This window comes from Luteimonas sp. AC640a (assembly GCF_979256585.1).
Window position 1 is genome coordinate 71,443 of sequence record NZ_CEEDOV010000022.1, and the last position, 23,897, is coordinate 95,339.

27 protein-coding genes and 1 pseudogene are annotated in these 23,897 nt (G+C 67.0%); 13 read left to right on the forward strand and 15 right to left on the reverse strand.

Annotated features, from left to right (window positions below):
- Nucleotides 1-30: 30 nt before the first annotated feature.
- From ACZ9YD_RS16245 to ACZ9YD_RS16270, 6 genes are read right to left on the reverse strand one after another with little or no spacing between them, the layout of a single operon-like run.
- Entirely contained in the window at nucleotides 31-408 is a 378-nt protein-coding gene (locus ACZ9YD_RS16245; RefSeq protein ID WP_465076309.1) for a Na+/H+ antiporter subunit G, read from the reverse strand.
- Complete coding sequence (locus tag ACZ9YD_RS16250; RefSeq protein WP_465076310.1) at nucleotides 405-674, reverse strand: K+/H+ antiporter subunit F; 270 nt, start codon at nucleotides 672-674, stop codon at nucleotides 405-407. Before ACZ9YD_RS16250 ends, ACZ9YD_RS16245 begins: the two co-directional genes overlap by 4 nt.
- A complete protein-coding gene (locus ACZ9YD_RS16255) occupies nucleotides 671-1,159 on the reverse strand; it encodes a Na+/H+ antiporter subunit E (RefSeq protein ID WP_465076311.1) in 489 nt (162 codons plus the stop codon). Before ACZ9YD_RS16255 ends, ACZ9YD_RS16250 begins: the two co-directional genes overlap by 4 nt.
- Entirely contained in the window at nucleotides 1,156-2,685 is a 1,530-nt protein-coding gene (locus tag ACZ9YD_RS16260) for a monovalent cation/H+ antiporter subunit D (protein WP_465076313.1), read from the reverse strand. The genes ACZ9YD_RS16255 and ACZ9YD_RS16260 overlap by 4 nt, the downstream gene beginning before the upstream one ends.
- Nucleotides 2,682-3,044 carry a Na+/H+ antiporter subunit C gene (locus tag ACZ9YD_RS16265; protein WP_465076314.1) on the reverse strand — a complete coding sequence of 121 codons (363 nt, stop codon included), beginning with the start codon at nucleotides 3,042-3,044 and terminating at the stop codon, nucleotides 2,682-2,684. Before ACZ9YD_RS16265 ends, ACZ9YD_RS16260 begins: the two co-directional genes overlap by 4 nt.
- Nucleotides 3,044-5,821: a monovalent cation/H+ antiporter subunit A gene (locus ACZ9YD_RS16270; protein ID WP_465076315.1), complete on the reverse strand. Its 2,778-nt coding sequence runs from the start codon at nucleotides 5,819-5,821 to the stop codon at nucleotides 3,044-3,046. The genes ACZ9YD_RS16265 and ACZ9YD_RS16270 overlap by 1 nt, the downstream gene beginning before the upstream one ends.
- A 113-nt stretch (nucleotides 5,822-5,934) precedes the next feature.
- Between ACZ9YD_RS16270 and ACZ9YD_RS16275 the strand changes: the two genes are divergently transcribed.
- Nucleotides 5,935-6,831 (forward strand): NAD-dependent epimerase/dehydratase family protein, encoded by an 897-nt coding sequence (locus ACZ9YD_RS16275; RefSeq protein WP_465076316.1) that lies wholly within the window; start codon nucleotides 5,935-5,937, stop codon nucleotides 6,829-6,831.
- A 25-nt stretch (nucleotides 6,832-6,856) separates the two neighbouring features.
- On the opposite strand, the gene ACZ9YD_RS16280 is transcribed toward ACZ9YD_RS16275, so the two are convergent.
- The 4 genes from ACZ9YD_RS16280 to ACZ9YD_RS16295 form a co-directional block, all read right to left on the reverse strand.
- Complete coding sequence (locus tag ACZ9YD_RS16280; protein WP_465076317.1) at nucleotides 6,857-7,750, reverse strand: DMT family transporter; 894 nt, start codon at nucleotides 7,748-7,750, stop codon at nucleotides 6,857-6,859.
- A gap of 78 nt (nucleotides 7,751-7,828) precedes the next feature.
- The gene (locus ACZ9YD_RS16285; RefSeq protein ID WP_465076318.1) at nucleotides 7,829-8,317 is read right to left on the reverse strand and encodes an Mpo1 family 2-hydroxy fatty acid dioxygenase; all 489 of its coding nucleotides are present in this window, start codon (nucleotides 8,315-8,317) and stop codon (nucleotides 7,829-7,831) included.
- 43 nt (nucleotides 8,318-8,360) lie between these two features.
- Complete coding sequence (locus tag ACZ9YD_RS16290; protein WP_465076319.1) at nucleotides 8,361-8,726, reverse strand: bleomycin resistance protein; 366 nt, start codon at nucleotides 8,724-8,726, stop codon at nucleotides 8,361-8,363.
- 66 nt (nucleotides 8,727-8,792) lie between these two features.
- Complete coding sequence (locus ACZ9YD_RS16295) at nucleotides 8,793-9,689, reverse strand: phosphoribosylaminoimidazolesuccinocarboxamide synthase (protein WP_465076320.1); 897 nt, start codon at nucleotides 9,687-9,689, stop codon at nucleotides 8,793-8,795.
- Nucleotides 9,690-9,811: 122 nt separating this feature from the next.
- Here ACZ9YD_RS16295 and ACZ9YD_RS16300 point away from each other — a divergent pair, with 122 nt between their 5' ends.
- Nucleotides 9,812-10,153: a J domain-containing protein gene (locus ACZ9YD_RS16300; protein WP_465076321.1), complete on the forward strand. Its 342-nt coding sequence runs from the start codon at nucleotides 9,812-9,814 to the stop codon at nucleotides 10,151-10,153.
- A 109-nt stretch (nucleotides 10,154-10,262) separates the two neighbouring features.
- Here ACZ9YD_RS16300 and ACZ9YD_RS16305 read toward each other — a convergent pair whose 3' ends face one another.
- Complete coding sequence (locus ACZ9YD_RS16305) at nucleotides 10,263-11,108, reverse strand: outer membrane protein (RefSeq protein WP_465076322.1); 846 nt, start codon at nucleotides 11,106-11,108, stop codon at nucleotides 10,263-10,265.
- 272 nt (nucleotides 11,109-11,380) lie between these two features.
- Here ACZ9YD_RS16305 and rpe point away from each other — a divergent pair, with 272 nt between their 5' ends.
- The 9 genes and pseudogenes from rpe to ACZ9YD_RS16350 all read left to right on the forward strand — a co-directional run bounded on the left by rpe (nucleotide 11,381) and on the right by ACZ9YD_RS16350 (nucleotide 19,440).
- Nucleotides 11,381-12,064 (forward strand): ribulose-phosphate 3-epimerase, encoded by a 684-nt coding sequence (gene rpe, locus ACZ9YD_RS16310; RefSeq protein WP_465076323.1) that lies wholly within the window; start codon nucleotides 11,381-11,383, stop codon nucleotides 12,062-12,064.
- Nucleotides 12,061-12,546: a ribonuclease E activity regulator RraA gene (gene rraA, locus ACZ9YD_RS16315; RefSeq protein ID WP_465076324.1), complete on the forward strand. Its 486-nt coding sequence runs from the start codon at nucleotides 12,061-12,063 to the stop codon at nucleotides 12,544-12,546. The genes rpe and rraA overlap by 4 nt, the downstream gene beginning before the upstream one ends.
- A gap of 327 nt (nucleotides 12,547-12,873) precedes the next feature.
- On the forward strand, nucleotides 12,874-13,821 hold the full coding sequence (yegS, locus tag ACZ9YD_RS16320; protein ID WP_465076325.1) for a lipid kinase YegS: 948 nt from the start codon (nucleotides 12,874-12,876) through the stop codon (nucleotides 13,819-13,821).
- A 147-nt stretch (nucleotides 13,822-13,968) separates the two neighbouring features.
- Entirely contained in the window at nucleotides 13,969-15,453 is a 1,485-nt protein-coding gene (gene trpE / locus ACZ9YD_RS16325) for an anthranilate synthase component I (protein WP_465076326.1), read from the forward strand.
- 49 nt (nucleotides 15,454-15,502) lie between these two features.
- Nucleotides 15,503-16,081 (forward strand): anthranilate synthase component II, encoded by a 579-nt coding sequence (locus ACZ9YD_RS16330; RefSeq protein ID WP_465076327.1) that lies wholly within the window; start codon nucleotides 15,503-15,505, stop codon nucleotides 16,079-16,081.
- A gap of 130 nt (nucleotides 16,082-16,211) precedes the next feature.
- On the forward strand, nucleotides 16,212-17,249 hold the full coding sequence (trpD, locus tag ACZ9YD_RS16335; RefSeq protein ID WP_465076328.1) for an anthranilate phosphoribosyltransferase: 1,038 nt from the start codon (nucleotides 16,212-16,214) through the stop codon (nucleotides 17,247-17,249).
- 93 nt (nucleotides 17,250-17,342) lie between these two features.
- Nucleotides 17,343-17,717, forward strand: a complete 375-nt coding sequence (locus ACZ9YD_RS16340; protein WP_465076329.1) for an antibiotic biosynthesis monooxygenase family protein — start codon at nucleotides 17,343-17,345, stop codon at nucleotides 17,715-17,717.
- A gap of 79 nt (nucleotides 17,718-17,796) precedes the next feature.
- Nucleotides 17,797-18,579 (forward strand): annotated as a pseudogene (gene trpC, locus ACZ9YD_RS16345) (indole-3-glycerol phosphate synthase TrpC); the annotation flags it as partial.
- A 138-nt stretch (nucleotides 18,580-18,717) separates the two neighbouring features.
- The gene (locus tag ACZ9YD_RS16350) at nucleotides 18,718-19,440 is read left to right on the forward strand and encodes a haloacid dehalogenase-like hydrolase (RefSeq protein ID WP_465076435.1); all 723 of its coding nucleotides are present in this window, start codon (nucleotides 18,718-18,720) and stop codon (nucleotides 19,438-19,440) included.
- A 119-nt stretch (nucleotides 19,441-19,559) separates the two neighbouring features.
- Here the strand turns inward: ACZ9YD_RS16350 and ACZ9YD_RS16355 are convergent, their stop codons facing one another.
- The 3 genes from ACZ9YD_RS16355 to crp form a co-directional block, all read right to left on the reverse strand.
- Nucleotides 19,560-20,309 carry a sulfite exporter TauE/SafE family protein gene (locus ACZ9YD_RS16355; protein ID WP_465076330.1) on the reverse strand — a complete coding sequence of 250 codons (750 nt, stop codon included), beginning with the start codon at nucleotides 20,307-20,309 and terminating at the stop codon, nucleotides 19,560-19,562.
- 75 nt (nucleotides 20,310-20,384) lie between these two features.
- Nucleotides 20,385-20,858, reverse strand: coding sequence for a GNAT family N-acetyltransferase (locus ACZ9YD_RS16360; protein WP_465076331.1), 474 nt, complete (start codon nucleotides 20,856-20,858; stop codon nucleotides 20,385-20,387).
- A gap of 10 nt (nucleotides 20,859-20,868) precedes the next feature.
- Nucleotides 20,869-21,504, reverse strand: coding sequence for a cAMP-activated global transcriptional regulator CRP (gene crp, locus ACZ9YD_RS16365; protein WP_232137970.1), 636 nt, complete (start codon nucleotides 21,502-21,504; stop codon nucleotides 20,869-20,871).
- A 194-nt stretch (nucleotides 21,505-21,698) separates the two neighbouring features.
- On the opposite strand from crp, the gene speD reads away from it, so the two are divergent.
- Nucleotides 21,699-22,490, forward strand: coding sequence for an adenosylmethionine decarboxylase (gene speD / locus ACZ9YD_RS16370; RefSeq protein ID WP_232137969.1), 792 nt, complete (start codon nucleotides 21,699-21,701; stop codon nucleotides 22,488-22,490).
- A 106-nt stretch (nucleotides 22,491-22,596) separates the two neighbouring features.
- On the opposite strand, the gene coq7 is transcribed toward speD, so the two are convergent.
- Nucleotides 22,597-23,244 (reverse strand): 2-polyprenyl-3-methyl-6-methoxy-1,4-benzoquinone monooxygenase, encoded by a 648-nt coding sequence (coq7, locus tag ACZ9YD_RS16375; RefSeq protein WP_465076332.1) that lies wholly within the window; start codon nucleotides 23,242-23,244, stop codon nucleotides 22,597-22,599.
- Between the two features lie 222 nt (nucleotides 23,245-23,466).
- On the opposite strand from coq7, the gene rplM reads away from it, so the two are divergent.
- Nucleotides 23,467-23,895 (forward strand): 50S ribosomal protein L13, encoded by a 429-nt coding sequence (gene rplM / locus ACZ9YD_RS16380; protein WP_159677749.1) that lies wholly within the window; start codon nucleotides 23,467-23,469, stop codon nucleotides 23,893-23,895.
- Nucleotides 23,896-23,897 lie beyond the last annotated feature (2 nt).

Below are 23,897 nucleotides of genomic sequence, written 5' to 3' on the forward strand. Positions count from 1 at the left end.
GAGAGGACCCGGGCCGCATCGCGGCCCGGGTCATTTGCCCTCGGTCGGCGCCGGATCGTCGCGGTCGACCATGCGCTCGTCCGCATCCGGCGTACGCTCGGGATGTGGAGGACGGTCGTCCATCAGCGACAGCGCTGCACGCGACATCAGGTGCGCGCTGATCGGCGCGGTCAGGAACAGGAACACCGTGATCAGCAGTTCGCGCGGGTGGACGCCGCTGCCGTTGACCGCGTGATAGATGATCGACGCGAACAGGATGCAGCCCACGCCGAGCGTGCTGGCCTTGGCCGGCCCGTGCACGCGGCGGAAGAAGTCGGAGAGCTTCACCACGGCGACGCCGCCGAGCAGGGTGAAGAAGCAGCCGACGACCAGCAGGAAGACGATGATCACCTCGAAGACGATGCTCATTCGACGATGTCCCGGCGGATGACGTACTTGCTGAGTACCACGGTGCCGACGAAGCCGAGCATCGCGATGATCAGCGCGGCCTCGAAGTAGACCTCGGTGTCGAGCAGCATGCCGAACAGGATCAGCTGAGCGATGGCGCTGACATACAGCGTATCGAGGGCAAGGATGCGATCGGGCGACGTGGGCCCGCGCAGCAGTCGCCACAGGGCCATCAGCATGGCTAGGCCCACCGCGTGCATGCCGACGATGATGACGATGTCGATCATGGAAATATCTCCCGCAACGGCGCTTCGTAGCGCGTCTTGACCTCGGCGATGAGTGCTGCCGGATCGTCGGTGCTCAGGCAGTGCACCAGCAGGTGCTTGCGGTCCTCCGAGAGTTCGGCGGACACGGTGCCCGGGGTCAGCGTGATCACGCTGGTCAGCGCGGAGATGCCGTGGATGTTGGTCAGGTCCAGCGGGATCCACACGAACTGCGAGTTGAGCCGCGACTCGGGGCCGAGCACCTGCAGGGCCACGGTGATGTTGGCCACCAGGATGTCCCACAGCAGGCGGCCGATCAGGCGGAAGCCACCGCGCAGACGGCCCAGCTGCGCGAACTCGCGCTCCAGGCGCGCGGCGATCAGCGGCATCAGCCAGGCCAGCAGCAGGGCCATGACGACATTGCCGGGCCCGTAGTCTTCGGCCATCAGCAGCCAGAACAGGAAGACCGTCAGGCTTTGCGGGATCGAGGGCAGCAGACGACGTTTCATCGTGAGGGCTCCCGGAGCACGGGCGTTGCGTCGCGCAGGTGCTGGATGTAGTCGCCGGTCTGCAGCAACTGGCTGGCGGCCGCCTCGGTGTAGCGCAGCACCGGGCCGGCGAAGATCGTCAGCACGATGCCGTAACCGAGCAGCAGCACGACCGCGCCCAGTTCGCTGCGACGGATGGGCGGGGTCTCGACGTCCTCGGGCACCGGGTCGACGCGCCAGAACAGGCGGGTGCCGCTGCGCGACAGGCCGATCACCACCATCAGGCTGCTGCCGAGGATGGCCGCCCAGATCCAGCCGATCACCGCCTCGGGCACCGAGTTGAGCAGTTGCAGCTTGCCGATGAAGCCCGACAGCGGCGGCAGGCCGCTGGCCGAGACCGCCGCGATCAGGAACAGCATCGCCGGCACGGTCTTGCCGGGCATCGAGGCAATCGGGATCAGGAAGTCACCGGTGTTGCCGCGATGGCGCTGGATGATGTCGGCCAGCAGGAACAGCGCGGCCGTGACGAAGACGCTGTGCGGCAGGTAGTACAGCCCTGCCGAGATCGCGCCGGCATTGCCCAGCGAGAACGCCACGAACAGCGTGCCCGCCGACAGCAGCACGAGATAGGCCACGCCGATACGCAACCGCGGCGCGCCGACCACGCCCAGCGCGGCAAGCACCATCGTCGCCGCGCCCAGTGGCAACAGCCAGTCCCACGCGTAGTTCGCCAGCGGTCCCGCATCGGCGCCGAACATCAGCGTGTAGATGCGCAGCACGGCGTACAGGCCGACCTTGGTCATGATCGTAAACAGCGCGGCGACCGCGGCCGGCGCGCGCGCATACGCTTCCGGCAGCCACAGATACAGCGGCAGCAGCGCCGCCTTGGCGCAGAACACCAGCAGCAGCAGGCCTGCGCCGGCCTGCAACAGCAGCACATGCTCGGGCGGCGCGGCGGCAATGCGCGTCGCCATCTCGGCCATGTTGAGCGTGCCGAGCATCCCGTACAGCAGGCCCAGCGCCAGCAGGAACACGGTCGAAGCGGCGACGTTGAACACCACGTAATGCATGCCGGCCTTGATGCGCGCGCCGCGTCCGCCACTTAGCAGCAGGCCGTAGGACGCGATCAGCATGACCTCGAAGAACACGAACAGATTGAACAGATCGCCGGTCAGGAATGCACCGTTGAGACCGGCCAGCTGCATCTGGAACAGTGCATGGAAATGCAGCGCGCGCTTGTCCCAGCCAGCGGTGGCGTAGAGCAGGGTGGGGATGGCCAGCAGCGCGGTCGTCAGCACCATCATGGCCGACAGTCGGTCGACCATCAGCGCAATACCCAGGCGCGCCGGCCAATCGCCGAGCAGGTACACCACCAGGCCCTCGCGCTGGACCTGCAGCAGCAGCGCGATGCTGGCCACCAGCAACGCAGCGATGCCGACCCAGGCCCACAGGCGCAGGATCGACGTGCGGTGGCGGCGCTCGAGCAACAGCAGCAGTGCGCCAGTGACCAGCGGAATCAGCACGGGTGCGATCGTCAGATGATTCATCGCGGATCCCCCCGCTGGTCGTCGGGTTCCTGACCATCGACATGGTCGGTATGCAGGTCCGCGTGTTCGCGCATCGCCACCACCACCGCGATCGCCGTCATCGCGAACGCGATGACGATCGCCGTCAGCACCAGCGCCTGCGGCAGCGGATCGCTGTAATTGGCCAGGGTCTGGGTGACGCCGTCGCGCAGCACCGGCGGCTTGCCCACCACCGGCCGGCCAGCCGAGAAGATCAGCAGGTTGGTCGCGTACGAGAGCAGCGTCAGTCCGAGGATCACGTCGAATGTGCGTGCGCGCAGCAGCAGGTAGACGCCCGAAGCGGCGAGCACGCCGATGGCGCTTGCGATTGCGAATTCCATCAGCGCACTCCCTCGTCGACCTTGCGATGGCGGACCGTGCCCATCGTCGACAGCATTAACAACGTGCCGGCGAACACCACCACGTACACACCGGTATCGAAGACCAGCGCACTGGCGAGTGGCAGCAGGCCCACCAGCGGTAGCTCCAGATCGATGTGACCACTGGTCAGGAACGGCACGCCGAACCACCACGAACCGACGCCGCCGAGCACCGCGAGCAGCAGGCCGATCGCGATGCCGCGCAGGTAATCGAAGCCGAACGTCGCCTCGACCGCGCGCGCGCCCTGCAGCACGTACTTCACCAGCACGGGCACGGCGAATACGAGACCGGCGATGAAGCCGCCACCCGGTGCGTTGTGGCCACGCAGGAACAGGTAGATCGACACCGTCAGCACCAGCGGGAACAGCAGCTGGGTGAGATCAGCCGCGATGGGCAGCTGCACCGGCGGACCAGGCATCACTTCATCGGGTTTCAGGCGCGCCCAGCGCAGCAGCGCATGGACCACCAGCGCGGCCACACCGAACACGGTGATCTCGCCAAACGTATCGAACCCGCGGAAGTCGACCAGGATCACGTTGACCACGTTGCGGCCGTAGGCCTCGGGCAGCGAACGCACCAGCAGTTCGCTGGAGATCGTGTCGGCCGGCGTCAGCATCATCGCGTAGGCCAGGCAGGCGAGGCCGCCACCAGCCATGACCGAGATGCCGACATCACGCAGCTTGCGCAGCGGGCGTCGCGAGACTTTCGACTGCTTGGGCAGATAGTTCAGCGCCATCATCATCAGCGCGATCGTCACCATCTCGACCAGCAACTGGGTCAGTGCCAGGTCCGGCGCCGACAGATAGACGAAGACCAGACTGACTGCCAGACCCACGCCACCGATGACGATCAGCGCCGTCAGACGTTTGCCGTGGACGATCACCGTGCCGATGGTGGCCGATACCAGCAGCGCCCACAGGATCCAGCCCACGATGGGCATCAACTGCGGCGGGCCGGCCTGGGTCAGCATCGCGCCGAGGTTGCCCACCAGCGGCCAGCCGGCCACCAGCAGGCCCACCACCAGCAGGCCGAACAGGCTGCGCTGCAGGCTGCCGTTGGCCACGCGCTCGGTAAAGCGGCGGGCCAGCGCGAACAGCGCTTCGATATTGAGGTGGAACACGTTGCGGCCGATCGAACGCGACACCACCGCGTGGAAGTCCAGCAGCCAGCGCAAGCCGAAGTACAGCGCCACGCCGAATACCAGGCTGGCGATGCTCATCATCAGCGGCAGGTTGAAGCCGTGCCACACCGCGAGGCTGAACTCCGGCGCGGCGTCGCCGAGCGTGCCGCGCACCATCGTGTGCAACACCGGGCCGATGGTCAGCGCCGGAATCATGCCGACGATCACGCACAGGATGGCCAGCACGCCGACCGGAATCCGCATCCAGCGCGGCGGCTCGTGCGGCACCACGTCGAGCGCGCGCGGGCCCTTGCCGAAGAACGTGTCGTGCACGAACCGCAGGCTGTAGGCGATGCCGAAGATACCCGCCAGCAACGCCGCGACGCTGATCACCAGACGCATCGTGCCGTGGCCACCGATCTCCAGCGCTTCGGCAAAGAACATTTCCTTCGACAGGAAGCCGTTGAGTAACGGAATGCCGGCCATCGCCAACGACGCGACGATCGCCAGCGCGCTGGTCATCGGCATGTAGCGTCTGAGATTGCCCAGCCGGCGCATGTCGCGCGTGCCGGTCTCGTGGTCGATGATGCCCGCGGCCATGAACAGCGAGGCCTTGAATGTGGCGTGGTTGAGGATGTGGAACAGCGCCGCGACCACGGCCATGTCGGTCGACAGGCCGAACAGCAGCGTGATCAGGCCCAGGTGGGAAATCGTCGAATACGCCAGCAGGCCCTTGAGGTCGTGCTGGAAGATCGCGAACCACGCGCCGATCAGCAGCGTGGTCGCGCCGACGCCGCTGACCACATAGAAGAACAGGTCGGTGCCGGCCAGCGCCGGGTGCAGCCGCGCCAGCAGGAATACGCCGGCCTTCACCATCGTCGCGGAATGCAGATACGCCGAGACAGGTGTCGGCGCGGCCATCGCGTGCGGCAGCCAGAAGTGGAACGGGAACTGCGCGCTCTTGGTGAAGATGCCCAGCAGCACCAGACCCAGCGCCCACGGATACAGATGGCTGCCGCGGATCAGATCGCCCGAGGCCAGCACCACGTCGAGGTCGTAGCTGCCGACAATGCGGCCGATCAGCAACACGCCGCCGAGCAGCGCCAGACCGCCCATGCCGGTGATCGTCAGCGCCATGCGCGCGCCTTGGCGCGCGTCCTGACGGTGCGACCAGAAACCGATCAGCAGGAATGAACTGATCGAGGTCAGTTCCCAGAACACGGCCAGCAACAGCAGGTTGCCGGCAATCACCATGCCCAGCATCGCGCCCATGAAGAGCAGCAGATAGGTGAAGAAGCGGCGCGGACTGTCCTTGGCCGACAAGTAATAGTGGCCGTAGATCACCACCAGTCCGCCGATGCCCAGCACCATCGTCGCGAAGGTCCACGCCAGTCCATCCAGGCGCAGGCTGAAATCCAGCCCGGCTTCCGGGATCCAGGCGTACTGCGTTTTCAGGATCGTGCCGTCGAACACGTCGCCGGCCAACAGGCCCAAGATGCCCAGACCCAGCAACGGTACGAGGCCGGCCAGCCAGGCAGTAGTACGGCGTGACACATTCGCAGACAGCGCTACAACGAGCGCCAGCGCGAAGGGCAGGGCCAAGAGAAGTTCGAGCATCGGGCTCCTTGTGGAGGCAGGTCGGCCAGTCGGCCGGCGGGTCACGCAAGGGCCGAGCAGTCTAACCGATGCCTGTCGACGGCGCGTGCTCGCGGCTCGATATGCTATGTCCCATGACGTCGACTTCTACTCCTACACGCCCGCATGCGCGCCGTGCACTGGTCTTCGGTGCCAGCGGTGCGATCGGCGCCGCGCTGCTGGCGCGGCTGCTCGGGTCCGGCTGGGCAGTCGATGCGTTGTCGCGAACGGCGCGCCCCGAACAGTCCCGGGTGCGTTGGCACGTCGGTGCGTTCGACGCGACGCCCGCCACCCTGCCGGGGCAGGTCGATGCGATCTTCAGCTGCGGTCCGCTGGACCGGTTTTCGCTCTGGTATGCGAATGCGACGATCGATTGCCCGCGCATCGTCGCGTTCGGGTCGACCAGTGATGCGACCAAGCAGGCGGCAGCGGACGCCGGTGAGCGCGAGCTCGCGATGCGTTTGCGCACGTCCGGCGAGCGCGTGTTTGCCGCGGCACAGGCGCGTTGCGCGGCGGCGACGCTGCTGCGGCCCACGCTGGTCTATGGGAGTGGACGTGACCGGAACCTCAGCCTGATCGTCGCGCTGGCGCGGCGTAGCGGCGTGTTCGTGCTGCCGGCCGATGCGCGCGGTCGGCGCCAGCCGGTGCATGTCGAGGATCTCGCGACGGCGGCGCAGGCGGCTGTCGACGCGCCCGCCGCACATGGACGGGCCTTCGCATTACCGGGCGGGGAAACCCTCGACTACCGCACGATGGTCGCGCGCACGCTGGCCTGCCTGCAGCCCGCGCCGCGGCTGCTGGTGCTGCCGGGCGTGTTGTTCGATGCGGCGCTGTGGGTGGCGCATCGGGCCGGTCGCCTGCACGGTCTGCCGCCGGGCGCCGTGGCGCGCATGCGCGAGGATCTGGTGTTCGATGCCGCGCCTGCGCGGACGGCGTTCGGCTATGCGCCGCGGGCGTTCCGACCCGAACCCGCGATGTTCGGCGCCGACTGACGCGCGCTGGCGCGTCCGGATCTGATCACGGCCCCGCCATCGGTTCCTCGACCAGCTTGCGCGACTTCTGCAGCGCACGTAGCGAAACCACCAGCACACCACCGAGCACCATCGCCCCACCGATCCACAACCGCGGCCCTGGCCGGTCGCCCCAGAACGCGACGCCCAGACCGATTGCCATCACCGGTACCAGCAGCAGCCACGGCGTGACCATCGCGACCGGATAGCGCTGCATCAGCACGTAGTACAGGCCGTGGCCGAGCAGCGAGGACACGAACGCCGCGTAGACCGCGCCGCCCCAGCCGGCCCAACCGGCCTGGCCCAGCTGGTCGAAGCCGCCCGGCTCGAACAGCACGCTCAGCAGCAACAGCGGAAGCACGCTGAAGACCGCGGTCCAGCCCTGCATGTTCCACATGTCGACATTGCGCAGGCGCTTCATCAGCACCGTGCCGATCGCGAGCATCGCAGCCGATGCCAGCATCGTCAGCAGCGCGGCCGGATTGGCCAGCACCACCGGATCGAAGCCCAGCACCAGCACGCCGCAGAAGCTCACGCCGATCGCCAGACCCGTGCGCCAGGCGAAGCGCTCGCCCAGCACCGCCCAGGCCAGCAGCGCGGTCATCGGGATGTAGCTTTGCATGACGATCGCCGGCGACGACAGGTCGGTCGACAGTCGCAGCGCCAGGAAGCTCAGGCCGAAATGCAGCACGCCAATGCACAGGCACACCGCGATCAGCCGCGGCCATTGCCCGGGCGCCGGCGGCCGCAGCAGCCACACCAGCGGCAGCGCCAGCATCGCGAAGCGCACCGCTGTGAAGAGAAACGGGGGAATCTCGCGCAGCGCGTTGGCCGAGACGAGGAAGTTCAGCGCCCAGGCGATACAGACCACGAGGACAAGGACAAGATCGCGGGGCGACACGGCGGGCACCGGTGGGTGGGCGCGCAAGCATCGCACGTCCGCCAAGGTCGTCCGGGCGCGACGGTTGGTGCGCGCGCGTCAGTAGCGCCAGCCGAGCCTGCGATACAGCTTCGACAACACCCAGGCCGGGCCGATCAGCAGATACACCAGGTCGGTCAGGAAGCTGGGCTTCTGGCCTTCGATCTTGTGACCGACGAACTGGGCGATCCATGCGATCACGAACACCGCGATCGCCAGGAACAGCAGGTGTTGCGTGCCGAGCCACTGGTGCAGTGCCCAGGTCAACGCGCCCAGCAGCAGGAACACCGCGAGCATGCCGAAGCCGAGCGAACGCGACGCGCGCTGGTAGAAACGCCAGGCGCCGAACATCGCCAGGCCCGCCCAGATGCCGGGCTTGAAGAGCGTGCCGGTGGGGATGCACCACAACAACGCGATCACGCTCCACAGGATCGCCGGGACCGCGAACACGTGGATCCACTGGTTGGTGTCGCTGCGGTGATCGGCCGAGTAGCTGGCGAACCAGCGGTCGATCGCGCGCCGCTGTGTGCCGTCTTGAGCTGCGTCCATGTCCATCCGCCCCTCCCGAGGGTCTATCCGGTCGTGTCGGTGACTAGGGTACGCCTGCGATCGGCTGTCCGAAGCTCAGTGCGTTGCCGCTGGGGTCGACGATCCTGAAATCGCGCATGCCGTAGGGGCGGTCGCCGATCGGAACACGCACCTCCACCCCCGCGCACGTCAATGCGTCATACCACGCGTCGATATCCGACACGCTCAGATAGATCTGTGCGGCGCCCGGTGTGCTGGAGTCGGCGCGCTGGGTGAGCATGATCTCGACACCGTCGCGGCAGACCGAGGCGATGTGCGGGGGTTCGCCCCAGGACCAGGCCAGATCGAAGCCGAGTGTCCGCACGTAGAAATCCAGCGAGGCGGCCAGATCGTCCACCGTGAAAACGGGCGACACCGATTCGATCTGCATGGGCAGTCTGTCCAAGAGAAATGACAGCCTTCGAGCGGACCTGCAATGGAGCCCGCCGGAGCGGGCTCAGTCGACGGAGATGTCCGCCAGCTTCTGCAGCGCCTCGGCATAGCGCGCGCGGGTGCGCTCGATGACTTCGGCCGGCAGCGTCGGGCCGGGCGCGGTCTTGTCCCAGTCCGTGGTTTCCAGATAGTCGCGGACGATCTGCTTGTCGTAGCTCGGCGGGCTGGTGCCCACTTCGTACGCGTCGGCCGGCCAGTAGCGTGACGAATCCGGGGTCAGTACCTCGTCCATGACGTAGAGGCGACCGTCGGCATCGGTGCCGAACTCGAACTTGGTGTCGGCCAGGATGATGCCGCGCTCGGCGGCATAGGCGGCGGCGAACGTGTACAGACGCAGTGTGGCCTCGCGCACCTGCTCGGCGAGATCGGCGCCGATGATGCGGACCATCGTGTCGAAATCGATGTTCTCGTCGTGGTCGCCGACGGCGGCCTTGGTCGACGGGGTGAAGATCGGCTGGGGCAGGCGTTCGGCCTGGCGCAGGCCGTCGGGCAGGGCAATGCCGCTGACGCGACCGGTGCGCTGGTAGTCCTTCCAGCCGCTGCCGATCAGATAGCCGCGTGCGATCGCCTCGACCGGCACCGGCTTGAGCTTTCTGGTCACCACGGCGCGCTTGGCATACAGCGCAGGGTCGACGCCCTCGGGCAGCACGCTGGCGACGTCGATGCCGGTCAGGTGATTGGGCATCAACGCGGCGGTCTGTTCGAACCAGAAATTGCTGATCTGGCAGAGCATCTCGCCCTTGCCGGGAATCGGATCGGGCAGCACCACGTCGAACGCGCTCAGGCGGTCGGTCGCGACGATCAGCAAACGCTCGTCGCCGAGGTCGAATACGTCGCGGACCTTGCCGCGGTGACGCAGGTGGAGGCCGGGGAGGTTCGCTTCGAGCAGGGTCGTCGACACGGTTGACATTCCGGGTGGATCGCAAGCGGCCGGCAAGTGTAGTGCGAACCGCAGCGTGTTGCAGTGAGCCGCGCACGCCCCTACGACAGTCGAAGACAGCGCGGCCGGCTACACTGTCGACCATGCAACGCTGGTACGGAAAACTGCTGGGCTTCATCGCCGGATGGCTGCTGCTGCGCCACCCGGCCGGCGGCGTGATCGGCGCCGTCATCGGCCATGCCTTCGACGCCGGCTGGCTCGCGCCGCGTCGTTACAAGGACCATCAAGTGTTCGGACTCGGGCCGGAAGCGACGCGCGAAGAGATCGATCAGGCCTACCGCAAGCTGATCTCGCAGTACCACCCGGACCGTGTCGCTGGCGCTGCGCCGGAACTGCGCGCCCAGGCCGAGGCGCGCGCCGCCGAGCTCAACGCCGCCTACGACCGTCTGCGTCGCGGCCGCGACGGCCGCAAGACCCGCCGCTGACGCGTTTGCGCGTTCATCGCCGATCGCAGTGTCGCGCGATCGCAGCACACAAAAAAAGAAGCCGGCTTGCGCCGGCTTCTTCGTGTGGCAATCAATCAGGCGCGATGGATCAGAAGCGCCAGCTGACCGTGGCGCGCGCGGCGCCGTAGTCGAAGTCCTTGTCGCTGCGGCGCATATCGGTACCCGCCGGGTTGACGATCAGGAAGGGATTGGTCGCAGGCGCGGTGCCCGGACCCGTGCGCACGCGCTGGTCGTCGGCTTCCAGGCTCGTGAACAGGTATTCCAGACCGACCGAGACGTTCTCGCCGAGCTTGCGCTCATAGCCTACGCCGGCCTGCCAGCCGAAGCCGGAGGTGTCGCCGTTGGTGGTGAACGAGTTGGCGCCATTGCTGGTGGTGAACTCGTTGTCGATCTTGGCGTGCGCCATACCGCCAGTCAGGTAGACCAGGTTCGCCGAGTCGGCGCCGAACGCATAACCCGAACGCAGACGCAGGGCGGCCACGCGATCGACCTTGCGGAACATCGTGTAGTAGGCCGGCGTGGTGCTGAAAGCAGTCACGGCATCACGGACGTCATTCGCGCCGTATTCGCCGACGACGCCGAACACCCAGCTGCCCATCTGCCAGTCGTAACCGCCACGCACGCCATAGTCGGCGCCGCCCTTGTTCTCGGAGCAGCCGGCGGCTGGGGTTGCACCCTGGCCTGCGCCATTGCAGAACCCGGGCGAGAACGCGTCAGCGCCAGCGCCGGTGCGCACGGTGTCGCCGTACACGCGATCGAGATTGGTGTCGAAGACGAAGCGGTCGTCGCTGTTGTCTTCGGGGCTGTCCACGACGCCGCCGTACAGACCGACGTAGCCGCCGGTCCAGGTGTCGTCGGTGGACTGGGCAAATGCGGCGCCGGTGCTGGCGGCGAGCAGCGCGATGCTGGCGGATGCGGCGTGGATCATTTTCATGGGGTAGCTCTCCATTCTTGTTTTTGCCGGCCGAACTCTGTCGACACGGTGCGGGGCACGGTCACCGGGGGAAGTGGCCGCGCGAGAGTGATACGCAGGCGAGCGTGAATCGGGATGCATGCACGCATCAAAAAAATGAATGAATGCGCTCGCTCAATTCAGGCGGCCGCGTGCGCAGGCTGCGCGCTCCGGCAGGTCGATGGGTTCGCCGCCCCTTAGAATGTCGCCCTGCGGCCGTCAGGCCACGCCCACTTCACGACCTGGAATTGCACATGCAGCCCGCCGTCATCGCGCCATCGATCCTGTCCGCGAATTTCGCCCGCCTCGGCGAGGAGGTCGACAACGTGCTCGCCGCCGGCACCGACTGGGTGCACTTCGATGTCATGGACAACCATTACGTACCGAACCTGACGATCGGCCCGATGATCTGCGAGGCGCTGCGCAAGCACGGCGTGACCGCACCGATCGACGTGCACCTGATGGTCGAGCCGGTCGACCGCATCGTGCCCGACTTCGCGAAGGCCGGCGCGTCGCTGATCAGCTTCCATCCCGAAGCCAGCCGCCACGTGCACCGCACGATCCAGCTGATCAAGGCCGAGGGCTGCCAGGCCGGTCTGGTGCTCAATCCGGCGACGCCGATCGAAGTGCTGGACTACGTGCTCGAGGATCTCGACATGGTGCTGCTGATGTCGGTCAATCCCGGCTTCGGCGGCCAGGCGTTCATCCCTTCGACGCTCGACAAGCTGCGCCAGGTGCGCGCGCGCATCGACGCGATCGGCAAGCCGATCCGGCTCGAGATCGATGGCGGCGTCAAGCCCGACAACATCGGCGAGATCGCCGCGGCAGGCGCCGACACCTTCGTCGCCGGCTCGGCGATCTTCGGCAAGCCCGACTACCGCGCCGTGGTCGACGCGATGCGCGCCGAAATCACCCGCGCGACTTCGCTGCGCGCGTGAGCGCGGATATCGTCACCTGCGACCTTTGCGACGCGCACCCGGATGCGGTGCGCGTGCTCGATCTGCCGCTGCGCGATTTCGGTGGATGCATCGGGTTCGCAGGCATCGTCAGCACCGTGCTCGCGCTGGAAGACAACTCGCGCGTGCGTGAGGCGGTGGCGGAGCCCGGCGCGGGCCGCGTGCTGGTGATCAACGGCGGCGGTTCGACGCGCCGTTCGATGTTCGGCGACGTGCTGGCCGAGCAAGCGGTCGCCAACGGCTGGGCCGGTGTGGTGGTGCATGGCGCGATCCGCGACAGCGTCGCGATCGGTCAGCTCGATCTGGGCGTCAAGGCGCTGGGCACGGTGCCGCTGAAGACCGAGAAGCGCGGCCAGGGTGTGCGCGATGTGCCGGTCACGTTTGGCGGCGTGACGATCCGGCCCGGCGCCTGGCTGGCCGCGGATGCGGACGGCGTTTTGGTGGCGGATCAACCGCTGGTCTGAGGCGCAATCTGTGGGCGTGCGCTTCCGCACGATGGATTGGTGGGCAGGAAATCCTGGCCTCGTCCGGCCTCACCCCACCGTCCGCGTTGCGGTCGGCGCTCCCCGCTCCCGCACAGTCGCGGGAGCAGGGCCTGTGGCGCGTCCGCCGCGCGGAAGTGCCTTGCTGCACTGGAGGCTGTCCTGCCTCCGCCCGTCGTCCCTGATATGGCCTCCGATGCTCCCGGCTGACGGTGACCGGCTGATGACACGCGTGAGGGCCGGTTAACGGCGATGCGCCGGGCATCCGCTACGCTCCGCGCCACCGCCATCACCCGCACGACAGCCCGCATGCCCGCACCGCTTTGGCGCCTGATCCTCAATGGCAAATCCGCGGGCGACGAGGCCGTGCGCACCGCGGTCGCCGCACTCCGCGCGCGGGGCGTCCACATCGACGTGCGGGTGACGTGGGAGGCCGGCGATGCCGAGCGCTATGCCGCCGAGGCGCTGGACGAGTCGGTCGATACGATCGTCGCCGCGGGTGGCGATGGCACGCTCAATGCCGTGGTCTCGGTGTTGGCTGCGCAGTCCGCCGATGCGGACGCGTTGCCGTCGCTGGCGCTGCTGCCGCTGGGCACCGCGAACGACTTCGCGACCGCTGCCGAACTTCCAGACCTCCCGGAAGAGGCGCTGACCCTGGCACTCGACCGGCCGGCCGTGCCGATCGACGTGCTGCGCATCGAAACCGACGAAGGCGTGCACTGGTGCGCGAATCTCGGCTCCGGCGGCTTCGGTACGCAGGTCACCGTGGAGACGCATGCCGGGCTGAAGAAAGTACTCGGCGGACTCGCGTACTTCATCACCGGCCTGTCGCGTCTCGGCCGCATCGAGCCGCTGCAGGCGCGGATCACCGGGCCGGATTTCGCTTGGGCTGGCGATTTCATCGCACTGGGCATCGGCAACGGCCGTCAGGCCGGTGGCGGGCAGGCCTTGTGTCCCGATGCCTGCATCGACGATGGCCTGATCGACGTCACCATCGTCCCGGAGCTCGAGGGCGAACTGGTCAATACGCTGCGCACCGCACTGACCGAAGGCAAGGTCGCCGCGCTCGATCAGGTGGCCGTGCGCACGCAGCTGAGAGAACTGGTGGTCGAATCCGACACCCCACTGGTGCTCAACCTCGATGGCGAGCCCGCGAGCGCGCGGCGGTTCGCGATCACCTGCCAGCCCGGACGCCTGCGGTTGCACCTGCCGAAGGACTGCCCGCTGCTTGTGGCGTCGCCGCACCCGACCGTCTGAGGCTGTCGCGCGTTCGTGGCCGAGCCGCTACAGTAGCCGCCATGCACGCGTCTGCCCTCCCGCATTTCCGTTTGCCCGACGCCGGCTGGCGATGGTGGCGTACTGCCTCCATCGCCCCCGTTCGTCCGACTGTCCAGGAAATGCCGCGTGATCACGCACACCGAGTTCCAGCACTACGCCGCTGAAGGCCACACCCACGTTCCGGTGGTCCGCGAGGTCCTGAGCGACCTCGATACACCGCTCTCGGTCTATCTCAAGCTCGCTGACGGCCCGCACACCTATCTGTTCGAATCGGTGGAAGGTGGCGAACGCTTCGGCCGCTATTCGATCATTGGTCTGCCCGCAGAACGCGTGTACGCGTTCCACGGCCACACGCTGACGGTCCGCGAGCACGGCCAGGTCATCGAGACGCGCGAGGTCGAGGATCCGTTCGCCGAAGTCGAGCGTCTGCGCACCGCGCATTCGGTGCCGCAGATCGAAGGCTTGCCGGGTTTCACCGGCGGTCTGGTCGGCTGGTTCGGCTTCGAATGCATCGAGTACATCGAACCGCGTCTGCGCAGCGGTCAGCGTGCAGACGTGCGCGACGAGCTCGGTACGCCCGACATCCTGCTGATGCTGAGCACCGAGGTCGCGGTGTTCGACAACCTCAAAGGCCGCTTGTATCTCGTGGTCCACGCCGACACGCGTGAACCGCAGGCCTGGCTGCGCGCGAACCGCCGTCTCGATGCGCTGACGCATCGCCTGCGTCAGGGCGGCGCCGGGTATCCGGAAACGCTGCAGCCGGCTGCGCTCGACGAATCCGATTTCGTGTCCGGCTTCACCCGCGAGGGCTTCATCGAAGCCGTCGCGAAGACCAAGGAATTCATTGCCGCCGGCGACGCCTTCCAGGTCGTGCTGTCGCAACGCATGTCGGTGCCGTTCCAGGCGCGCCCGGTCGACGTCTATCGCGCGCTGCGCGCGCTGAATCCGTCGCCGTACATGTATTTCCTCGATGTCGGCGGCACCCAGGTCGTGGGTTCGTCGCCGGAAATCCTTGTGCGATTGAAGGACGGCGAAGTCACCGTGCGCCCGATCGCCGGCACGCGTCCGCGCGGCGAGACGCCGGCGCAGGATCAGGCGCTCGAGGCCGAACTGCTGGCCGATCCCAAAGAGCGCGCCGAGCATCTGATGCTGATCGACTTGGGCCGCAACGATGTCGGCCACGTCTCGAGCGCGGGCACGGTCGAGGTCGGCGAGCGCTTCGTCATCGAACGCTACAGCCACGTCATGCACATCGTCAGCGAAGTCACCGGCCGCCTGAAGGACGGATTGAGCTACGCCGACGTGCTGCGCGCGACGTTCCCCGCGGGCACCGTCAGCGGCGCGCCGAAAGTGCGCGCGCTGGAGATCATCCGCAGCCTCGAGCCGGTCAAGCGCAACGTCTATTCGGGCGCGGTCGGCTACATCGGCTGGCACGGCGACGCCGACACCGCGATCGCGATCCGCACTGCGGTGATTCAGGACGGCCGCCTCTACGTGCAGGCCGGTGCCGGCATCGTCTACGACTCGGATCCCGAAATGGAATGGGCCGAAACCATGAACAAGGGCCGCGCATTGTTCCGCGCGGTCGCGCAGGCGGCGAAGGGATTGTGATGCGACGCGCCGATTCTTCTTTCAACGCCCGATCTGCCGGAACCGCCCGATGCTGTTGATGATCGACAACTACGACAGCTTCACCTGGAACCTCGTGCAGTATCTGCAGACGCTGGGTGCCGAGGTGCGGGTGGAGCGCAACGACGCGTTGACCGTCGATGCGATCGCGAAACTCGCGCCCGAGCGCATCGTGATCTCGCCCGGCCCGTGTACGCCGAACGAAGCCGGCGTGTCGCTGGAGCTGATCGAACGCCTCGGAGCGACGACGCCGATCCTCGGCGTGTGTCTCGGTCACCAGGGCATCGGCCAGGCCTACGGCGGCAAGGTCATCCGCGCGCAGCGGATCATGCACGGCAAGACCTCGGCGATCCGCCATGAAGGCCTTGGTGTGTTCGCCGGCCTGCCGGACGGGTACGAGGCCACGCGCTACCACTCGCTGGTCGTCGAGCAGTCGTCGCTGCCGGACTGTCTCGAAGTCACTGCGTGGACCGAGAACGACGACGGCAGTCGCGAGGAAATCATGGGCCTGCGCCATCGCACGCATCCGGTCGAAGGCGTGCAGTTCCATCCCGAGTCGATCCTGACCGAGCATGGACATGCGCTGCTGAAGAATTTTCTCGAGCGCTGAAGCCTTCGACCGTCATCCCGGCGAACGCCGGGATCCAGCGACTTGAAGCCGGCACGGAAGACACTGGATCCCGGCGTTCGCCGGGATGACGCATCATCAAGATTCGCTGTTACGAACCATCGGTCTCCCCATGCCCATCACCCCCCACGAAGCCCTGCAACGCACCATCGAGCACCGCGAGATCTTCCGCGACGAGATGGTTGAACTGATGCGCCAGATCATGCGCGGCGAAGTGTCGCCGCTGATGACCGCGGCGATCCTGTCCGGTCTGCGGGTCAAGAAGGAAACCGTCGACGAGATCGCGGGCGCGGCGCAGGTGATGCGCGAGTTTGCGTTGCCGGTGCCGGTCGCCGATGCGGATCGCGCGCATCTTGTTGACATCGTCGGCACCGGCGGCGACGGCGCTCACACGTTCAACATCTCGACGGCGAGCATGTTCGTCGTCGCCGCGGCCGGCGCGAAGGTGGCCAAGCACGGCAACCGCAGCGTGTCGTCGAAATCAGGCAGCGCGGACGTGCTCGAAGCGCTCGGCGCGCGCATCGATCTGCAGCCGGATGACGTCGCGCGCTGCATCGCGGCGACCGGCATCGGCTTCATGTTCGCGCCAGTGCACCACCCGGCGATGCAGGCGGTCGCGCCGGTACGCCGCGAAATGGGCGTACGCACGATCTTTAATATTCTCGGTCCGCTGACCAATCCGGCCGGTGCGCCGAACATTCTGATGGGCGTCTTCCATCCCGATCTCGTCGGCATCCAGGTGCGCGTACTGCGCGAACTCGGCGCGCAGCGCGCGCTGGTGGTCTGGGGCCGCGACGGCATGGACGAGATCTCGCTGGGTGCCGGCACGCTGGTCGGCGAGTTGCGTGACGGCGAGGTGCGCGAATACGAGATCCACCCGGAGGATTTCGGCATCGCGATGGCCGCCAGCCGCAATCTGCGTGTCGAGAACGCCGACGAGTCGAAGGCGCTGGTGCGCCAGGCGCTCGACGGCACGGCTGGCCTGGCCCAGGACATCGTGTGTCTCAACGCGGGCGCAGCGCTGTACGTGGCCGGGGTGTCGGCGTCGATCGCGGAGGGCGTCGAGCGCGCACGCGCGACCGTGGCATCGGGCGCGGCGCTGCAGCGTCTTGAGGCCTTCGTCGCAGAAACGCAGTCGCCTGGCAGTTGAATCGCCGCGTTGCGGTTCCCTGCGCTACGACTGGGGGTTATGCTGAATAGGCCGCACGGATGCTGCCCCTCCGGTTGAAAAAGCGATCCCTGCATGCGTCATCCCGCATTACCCCGTCCGCCGTATCACGTCGCGATCCTCCGCTACCGCCGCAATGGCGAGGACCCGGCGGGCTACGACGAAGCGTTGCGCGACATTTTTGAAATGGTGCAGCTGCAGCCCGGGTTTCTCGGCATGGAATCGGTCGATGGTGCAGGCGGCGAAGGCGTCACCCTGAGCTACTGGACCGACGAGGCCTCGATTCGCGCCTGGCGTGCGCAGGACGGTCCGGGCGTGAGCCGCGAGAAGGACCGGCGCGGCTGGTACACGCACTACGCCTTGCAGATTGCGCGCGTCGAACGCGCCTACGAGTGGTCGCGCGCCGAGACCGACGGCGCGGACGCGCCGGAGACCGCGTTCTCCATCTGAAGGTCCTGCGCACCGTCGCCTGCGTTATCGTGGGCGGCCTTTCCAGACCGGCGCGCTGCGCTGGCCCATGGTGCAGATCTTGAACGACGTCCTGCAGCGCATCCTGGCGCGCAAACACGAAGAAGTCGCGGCACGTCGTGCCGCGTTGCCGCTGGCCGACATCGCCGCACGCGCCGCCGCTGCGCCGCCGGTGCGCGGCTTCGCGGCCGCGATCGAAGCGAAGATCGCCGCCGGCCAGGCCGCGGTGATCGCCGAAGTCAAGAAGGCCAGCCCCTCCCAAGGTGTGATCCGCGCCGACTTCCAGCCGGCCGAGATCGCGCGCAGCTACGCGGCCGGCGGCGCGGCCTGTCTGTCGGTGCTGACCGACATCGACTTCTTCCAGGGCGCGGACGACTACCTCGTCCAGGCGCGTGCCGCGTGCGCGTTGCCGGTGCTGCGCAAGGACTTCATCGTCGATCCCTGGCAGGTGTACGAGGCGCGTGCGCTCGGCGCGGACTGCGTGTTGTTGATCGTCGCCGCGCTCGACGACCGGCAGCTGGTCGAAATCGCCGAACTGGCGATGTCGATCGATCTCGACGTGCTGGTGGAGGTGCACGACATCGACGAACTCGAGCGCGCGCTGCAGGTGCCGGCGCCGCTGCTGGGGATCAACAACCGCAGCCTGCGCTCGTTCGAAGTCTCACTCGACACGACCTTGTCGTTGCAGAGTGCGGTGCCGCGTGATCGTCGTCTGGTGACCGAGAGCGGTATCCATACCGTCGCCGATGTCGCGCGCATGCGCGAGGCTGGTATCGATGCGTTTCTGGTCGGTGAAGCCTTCATGCGCGAACCCGATCCGGGCACCGCATTGCGCACGCTGTTCGCGATGCCGGGCGCGCCGACGGCCGACAGCCGCCCCGTGGCCGACATCTCGGCGATCGCCATCGCCGCGGCGACCACGCCGGCGCCGGTCGAGGCCGATACCGCAAGCGCCGACACCGGCACGCCGGTCGTCGCCCAGTTGCTCAAGGACACCGCCGCCAACGACACCGTGCGGACCGTGGTCTTCGATTTCGATCACACGCTCTACGACGGTGACTCGGGCACTGATCTGTTCCGCTGGCTGATCACCCGCAGCGTCTGGCGCACTGCGCTGGCGTGTCTGGCTGCGCCGGTGCTGGGGCCGATGATCGCGTGCCTGCCCACGCGCCGTTACGGCATTTCCGGGTTCGTGTGGATCGGCACCTTCGGCCTGCACAGCCGCGGCGTGCTGGACCGGTTGATCGACCGCTACGTCGCCGACAACGCCGCGCAGATCAAGCCCAAGCTGCTGTCGATCGCACTCGACGTCCTGCACGCGCATCGCGCCGCCGGCGACAACGTGGTCATCGCGACCGGCGCGCCGCCGGAACTCGCCCGCGCGATCCTGGCCTTTGTCGCGCACGAGTCGGTGCCGGTGATCGGCACTGTGGTGGGTCCGAAGTTCGGCGCGGTCGTCGCCACGCGCCATTGCCACGCCGAAGAGAAGATGCGCATGTTGCGCGAGCGCGGTTATGGTTCGATCGACATCGCGTATTCGGATTCCTCGGCAGACCTGCCGCTGCTCAAGGCCGCGAAGGCGCCGGTGGTGGTGAATCCGAAGCCAGCCAACGTCGACATGTTCCGCCGCGCGTTGCCGCCGGGTACGCCGGTGCTCAACTGGGGCTGCGCCGACCGCGGCGGCGATCCGATCGCCACGCCTTAGGAGGCCGGATCTGTGTAGGAGCGTGCTTGCGCGCGATGCTGCTTCCCGTTTTAGCCGCTTCGCGCGCAAGCGCGCTCCTACATCTCGGTAGACCCCATGCAGGACCGGAGGCTCGTGCCTCAGGCCAGCAGCGTGCGCCCGATCTGGTAGAGGCTGATCGCCATCACCAGCATGCCGACTGCAAGCAATACCCAGCGTTCGCGGACGTGTTTGACGAACAGCGCGGCCAGCGGCGCGGCGATCATGCCGCCGACCAGCAGGCCGAGGATCACGTCGATGTGCTGCAGGCCCATCGTCAGGAAGAAAGTCAACGAAATCGACACGGTGACCAGGAATTCAGCTGCATTGACGGTGCCGATCGTGGTGCGCGCCGTGCCGCCGCGGGCGAGCAGGGTGGACGTGGCCACCGGGCCCCAGCCGCCACCGCCGCTGGCATCAAGCAGGCCGGCGAAGAAGCCCAGCAGCGACACCCGGCGGACTTCCTGCTTCGGCCGCAGCCGGCCGGCCGCGCGCAGCAGGATCACGATCGACAGGATCAGCAGGTAGGCATAGATGAAAGGTCGGATCACGTCGCCGGGCAGTTGCGTCAGCACGTAGGCGCCGATCGCGCCGCCCGCCATGCCGGGCAGGGCCAGACGGTAGAACAAGCGCTTGTCGACGTTGCGCATCGCCAGATGCGAGGCGCCCGAGGCGCCGGTCGTGAACACTTCGGCGGTATGCACGCTCGCGCTGACCGCCGCCGGCGGCACGCCCATGCTCAGCAGCACCGAGGACGACACCAGCCCGAACGCCATGCCCAGCGCGCCGTCGACCAGCTGCGCGCCCAGGCCGACCAGCACGAAAAACAGGAATTGGTCACCGAGTTCCATGCCGCAGGCTCCGAAGGCCAGCGCAGTGTGCAGAGGATGCGTGACCGTGGCGTGTGGCCGCCAACTGCGCGCGGGTCAGGCGTCGCCGAGCCGCTTGATGAAACGCAGGGTGCCGTCGGAGAAACCGCAAGCTTTGTAGAAAGCGTGCGCATCGGCGCGCTGCGAACCGCTGACCAGTTCCAGCCGGGCCGCGCCGGCGAAACGCGCCCGGCGATCGGCTTCCTTGAGCAGTTCGCGGCCCAGTCCCTTGCCTTGCGAATCGCTGGTCACCACCAGCGCGGTGATGCGACAGGTCGTCGTGCCCAGCGGCAGGTAGTACATGAAGTCGAGAGCGATCAGTCCGCAGACCCGACCACCGCTGCGCGCGACCACCAGGGCCTGGCGGTCGTTGTCGGTGATCATGCGGATCCGCTCTCGGGCCTCGCGTTCGGTGCAGGGATAGCCCATCTCCGACAGCAGCGCAGCGACGTCGTCGGCATCGATCAACGATGCGCTGCGCAGGTCGGCGTCGGGCAGGTCGCCCCGCGGGCCGAAATGGCCGAGGCTCATGCGGAGCGTCCTAGCGGGTGCCGAACAGCACGATGGTCTTGCCGCGCGCGGTCAGCTTGTTCTCCACCTGCAGCTTCTTCAGCACGCGGCCGGCCATTTCGCGCGAACAGCCAACCAGCCGCGCGAGCTCCTGCCGCGAGATCCGCAGCTGGGTGCCTTGCGGATGGCTCATCGCCTCCGGCTCGCGGGTCAGATCGTGCAGGGTGCGGATGATGCGGTCGGTGACATCGAGGAATGCGAGGCGCCCGGCCTTGCGGCTGGTGTCGAGCAGGCGACGCGACAGCTGCGCGCCGATCGCGTACATGATCGAAGTCGCGTCATTGGCCAGGACGCCGTCGAACAGCTGGTACAGGCGTTCATAGCTGATTTCGGCCAGCTCGCACTGCGTGCGGGTGCGCAGGATCACCTCGCGCACGTCGGATTCGATGAACAAGCCCATTTCGCCGACGAGCTCGCCGGTGCCGAAGTAGCCGAGGATCAGTTCGCGACCGTCGTCTTCCTCGGTGATGATGCTGACCGAACCACTGACCACGTAGTACAGCGTGCCGGCCGGATCACCGGGACGGAACACTTCGCTGCGCGGCGGATAGCGGCGGCGGTGGCAGTGGGCAAGGAATCGCTCGATGGCTGCCGGCGTCGGCGCCATCGGGTGCGGTGGGCGAGGGGCATGGGGATTGATCAGGGCCACAGGTGTAGGGGTCATGGGCTTCGGATCGGGAGAATGTCGCAGAGTAGGCGCTCAGGCTGCCGGGGGCAAACCCGTGTGATCGGCGAGGTCGCGGCGCGCGGGTGCTTTGCCGCATAATCGTCGTTTCGCCCAACCCCCGAGGGTCGACCGCTGTGGTCAAACCGCTCCCGCGCCTGAAGCTCCAGGGTTTCAACAACCTGACCAAGGCCCTGTCGTTCAACATCTACGACGTGTGCTACGCCGCGTCTGAAGACGAGCGTCAGCGCTACATCGCGTACATCGACGAGGTCTACAACGCCGACAGGCTGACGCAGATCCTGACCGATGTGGCCGAGATCATCGGTGCGAACATCCTCAACGTCGCGCGCCAGGACTACGACCCGCAGGGTGCGTCGGTCACCATCCTCATTTCCGAGGAACCGGTGGTCGACCGCAAGGACGCGAAGGGCGTCATCTCCGACGCCGTCGTCGCGCACCTCGACAAGTCGCACATCACGGTGCACACGTATCCGGAAACCCATCCGGACAACGGCATCGCGACGTTCCGGGCCGACATCGACGTCGCCACCTGCGGCGTGATCTCGCCGCTGAAGGCGCTGAACTATCTGATCGAGAGCCTCGAGTCAGACATCGTGGTGATGGACTACCGCGTGCGCGGATTCACCCGTGACGTGAAGGGCCGCAAGCACTACATCGACCACAAGATCAATTCGATCCAGGATTACCTGGCGAAGAACATCAAGTCGCGTTACGACGCGCTCGATGTGAACGTCTACCAGGAGAATATCTTCCACACGAAGATGCACCTGAAGGAATTCGATCTCGACCAGTACCTGTTCGAAGAGAAGGCCCGCAATCTCTCGTTCAAGGAGCGCATGAAGATCGAAGCGCGCCTGCGTCGCGAGATCGAAGAGCTCTATCACGGTCGCAATCTGATCGACTGACGGGCGCACGCTGCCGGTCGACAAAAAAGGCCCTGCATTGCGGGGCCTTTTCCATTCGCGTGAGGGCTCAAGCCCTCACGTCTATCCCCTTGACGCCCTCACGGCTCTACAGCCGGTACGCCACCGCCTTCATCAGGCTCGACGCCGTCGCCATCAGCGACGGTACCGGCCACGGCAGCACGCGCGCGCCGGCCTGTTCGGCGTGTTCGGCGTGGCGCGCCTCGTCTTCCTTCATCTGCTTGAGGATGTCGCGGCTGCGCTGGTCGGCTTCCGGCAACGTCTGCAGATGCTCGTCGAGGTGCGCCTCGACCTGGCGCTCGGTCTCCACAACGAAGCCGAGATTCCAACCGTCGCCACGCAGACCGGCCACGACGCCGAGCGCATAACTGCCGCCGTACCACAGCGGGTTGAACACACTGGGGCGGCTGTCAAGTTCGCGCAGGCGCTGCGCGCACCAGGCCAGGTGATCGGTTTCTTCCTGCGCGGCGTCTAGCAGATGCGCACGCGTGTCGGCCTCACGGGCCACCGCGGCCTGGCCGAAGTACAGGCCCTGGGCGCAGACTTCGCCCACATGGTTGATCCGCATCAGGCCCGCGGCATGGCGGCGCTCGGCGGCGTTGAGCACCACATCGGGCGTCTCGACGGCGGGATTGGGGCGGGTGGCCGGCGGATTGCCGAACACCGTGTCGAGTGCGCGCTGGGTTTCGACCAGCAACTGGTCGAGGGGATTGAAGCGGGGCCGGGGGAGGGCCATCGGGTCGGGTTCCTGCAGCGCGGCAGATGGCCGCGTCGCGTATCATTCTCGGCCCTCGCTCCGTGCGGCGCCAGTTCCCGGCGGCGCACCGCCCCTGCAACTTGCGTGGCGATGGGCGGGCGGCTATCATTCCGCTTCTGTGTTGCACGCTTTACAACGCGAGGCGACGTTCCGCCGGCCACCGGCGTAACCAGCCCGACCAGTCACCCACCGAGTATTCCCATGAAGACCTTTATTGCCAAGAACGAGACCGTCCAGCGCGACTGGTACCTCGTCGACGCTTCCGGCAAGACCCTGGGCCGCCTGAGCGCGGAAATCGCCCACCGTCTGCGCGGCAAGCACAAGCCCGTCTACACCCCGCACGTCGACACCGGCGACTACATCATTGTGGTCAATGCCGAGAAGATCGCTGTGACCGGCAAGAAGATGACGGACAAGCTCTACCACCGTTTCACGGGCTACATCGGCAACCTGAAGACCGAAACCCTGGGCCAAGCGCTTGAGCGCCACCCGGAGCGCGTGATCGAGATCGCCGTCAAGGGCATGCTGCCGAAGAACACCCTCGGCCGCGCCATGTACCGCAAGCTCAAGGTCTACAAGGGTGCCGAGCACCCGCACGCCGCCCAGCAGCCGCAGCCCCTGGAACTCTAAGT

Excerpts from the sequence above, each read along its gene's own strand:
- ACZ9YD_RS16260 (WP_465076313.1), bottom strand. The coding sequence starts at position 2,685 with ATGAATCATCTGACGATCGCACCCGTGCTGATTCCGCTGGTCACTGGC.
- ACZ9YD_RS16360 (WP_465076331.1), bottom strand. The coding sequence starts at position 20,858 with ATGAGCCTCGGCCATTTCGGCCCGCGGGGCGACCTGCCCGACGCCGAC.
- rplM (WP_159677749.1), top strand. The coding sequence starts at position 23,467 with ATGAAGACCTTTATTGCCAAGAACGAGACCGTCCAGCGCGACTGGTAC.
- ACZ9YD_RS16275 (WP_465076316.1), top strand. The coding sequence starts at position 5,935 with ATGACGTCGACTTCTACTCCTACACGCCCGCATGCGCGCCGTGCACTG.
- rpe (WP_465076323.1), top strand. The coding sequence starts at position 11,381 with ATGCAGCCCGCCGTCATCGCGCCATCGATCCTGTCCGCGAATTTCGCC.
- ACZ9YD_RS16330 (WP_465076327.1), top strand. The coding sequence starts at position 15,503 with ATGCTGTTGATGATCGACAACTACGACAGCTTCACCTGGAACCTCGTG.
- ACZ9YD_RS16290 (WP_465076319.1), bottom strand. The coding sequence starts at position 8,726 with ATGCAGATCGAATCGGTGTCGCCCGTTTTCACGGTGGACGATCTGGCC.
- ACZ9YD_RS16305 (WP_465076322.1), bottom strand. The coding sequence starts at position 11,108 with ATGAAAATGATCCACGCCGCATCCGCCAGCATCGCGCTGCTCGCCGCC.
- ACZ9YD_RS16255 (WP_465076311.1), bottom strand. The coding sequence starts at position 1,159 with ATGAAACGTCGTCTGCTGCCCTCGATCCCGCAAAGCCTGACGGTCTTC.
- ACZ9YD_RS16300 (WP_465076321.1), top strand. The coding sequence starts at position 9,812 with ATGCAACGCTGGTACGGAAAACTGCTGGGCTTCATCGCCGGATGGCTG.
- ACZ9YD_RS16245 (WP_465076309.1), bottom strand. The coding sequence starts at position 408 with ATGAGCATCGTCTTCGAGGTGATCATCGTCTTCCTGCTGGTCGTCGGC.
- ACZ9YD_RS16265 (WP_465076314.1), bottom strand. The coding sequence starts at position 3,044 with ATGGAATTCGCAATCGCAAGCGCCATCGGCGTGCTCGCCGCTTCGGGC.
- ACZ9YD_RS16285 (WP_465076318.1), bottom strand. The coding sequence starts at position 8,317 with ATGGACGCAGCTCAAGACGGCACACAGCGGCGCGCGATCGACCGCTGG.
- trpD (WP_465076328.1), top strand. The coding sequence starts at position 16,212 with ATGCCCATCACCCCCCACGAAGCCCTGCAACGCACCATCGAGCACCGC.
- ACZ9YD_RS16355 (WP_465076330.1), bottom strand. The coding sequence starts at position 20,309 with ATGGAACTCGGTGACCAATTCCTGTTTTTCGTGCTGGTCGGCCTGGGC.
- ACZ9YD_RS16270 (WP_465076315.1), bottom strand. The coding sequence starts at position 5,821 with ATGCTCGAACTTCTCTTGGCCCTGCCCTTCGCGCTGGCGCTCGTTGTA.
- yegS (WP_465076325.1), top strand. The coding sequence starts at position 12,874 with ATGCCCGCACCGCTTTGGCGCCTGATCCTCAATGGCAAATCCGCGGGC.
- coq7 (WP_465076332.1), bottom strand. The coding sequence starts at position 23,244 with ATGGCCCTCCCCCGGCCCCGCTTCAATCCCCTCGACCAGTTGCTGGTC.
- crp (WP_232137970.1), bottom strand. The coding sequence starts at position 21,504 with ATGGCGCCGACGCCGGCAGCCATCGAGCGATTCCTTGCCCACTGCCAC.
- ACZ9YD_RS16340 (WP_465076329.1), top strand. The coding sequence starts at position 17,343 with ATGCGTCATCCCGCATTACCCCGTCCGCCGTATCACGTCGCGATCCTC.
- ACZ9YD_RS16250 (WP_465076310.1), bottom strand. The coding sequence starts at position 674 with ATGATCGACATCGTCATCATCGTCGGCATGCACGCGGTGGGCCTAGCC.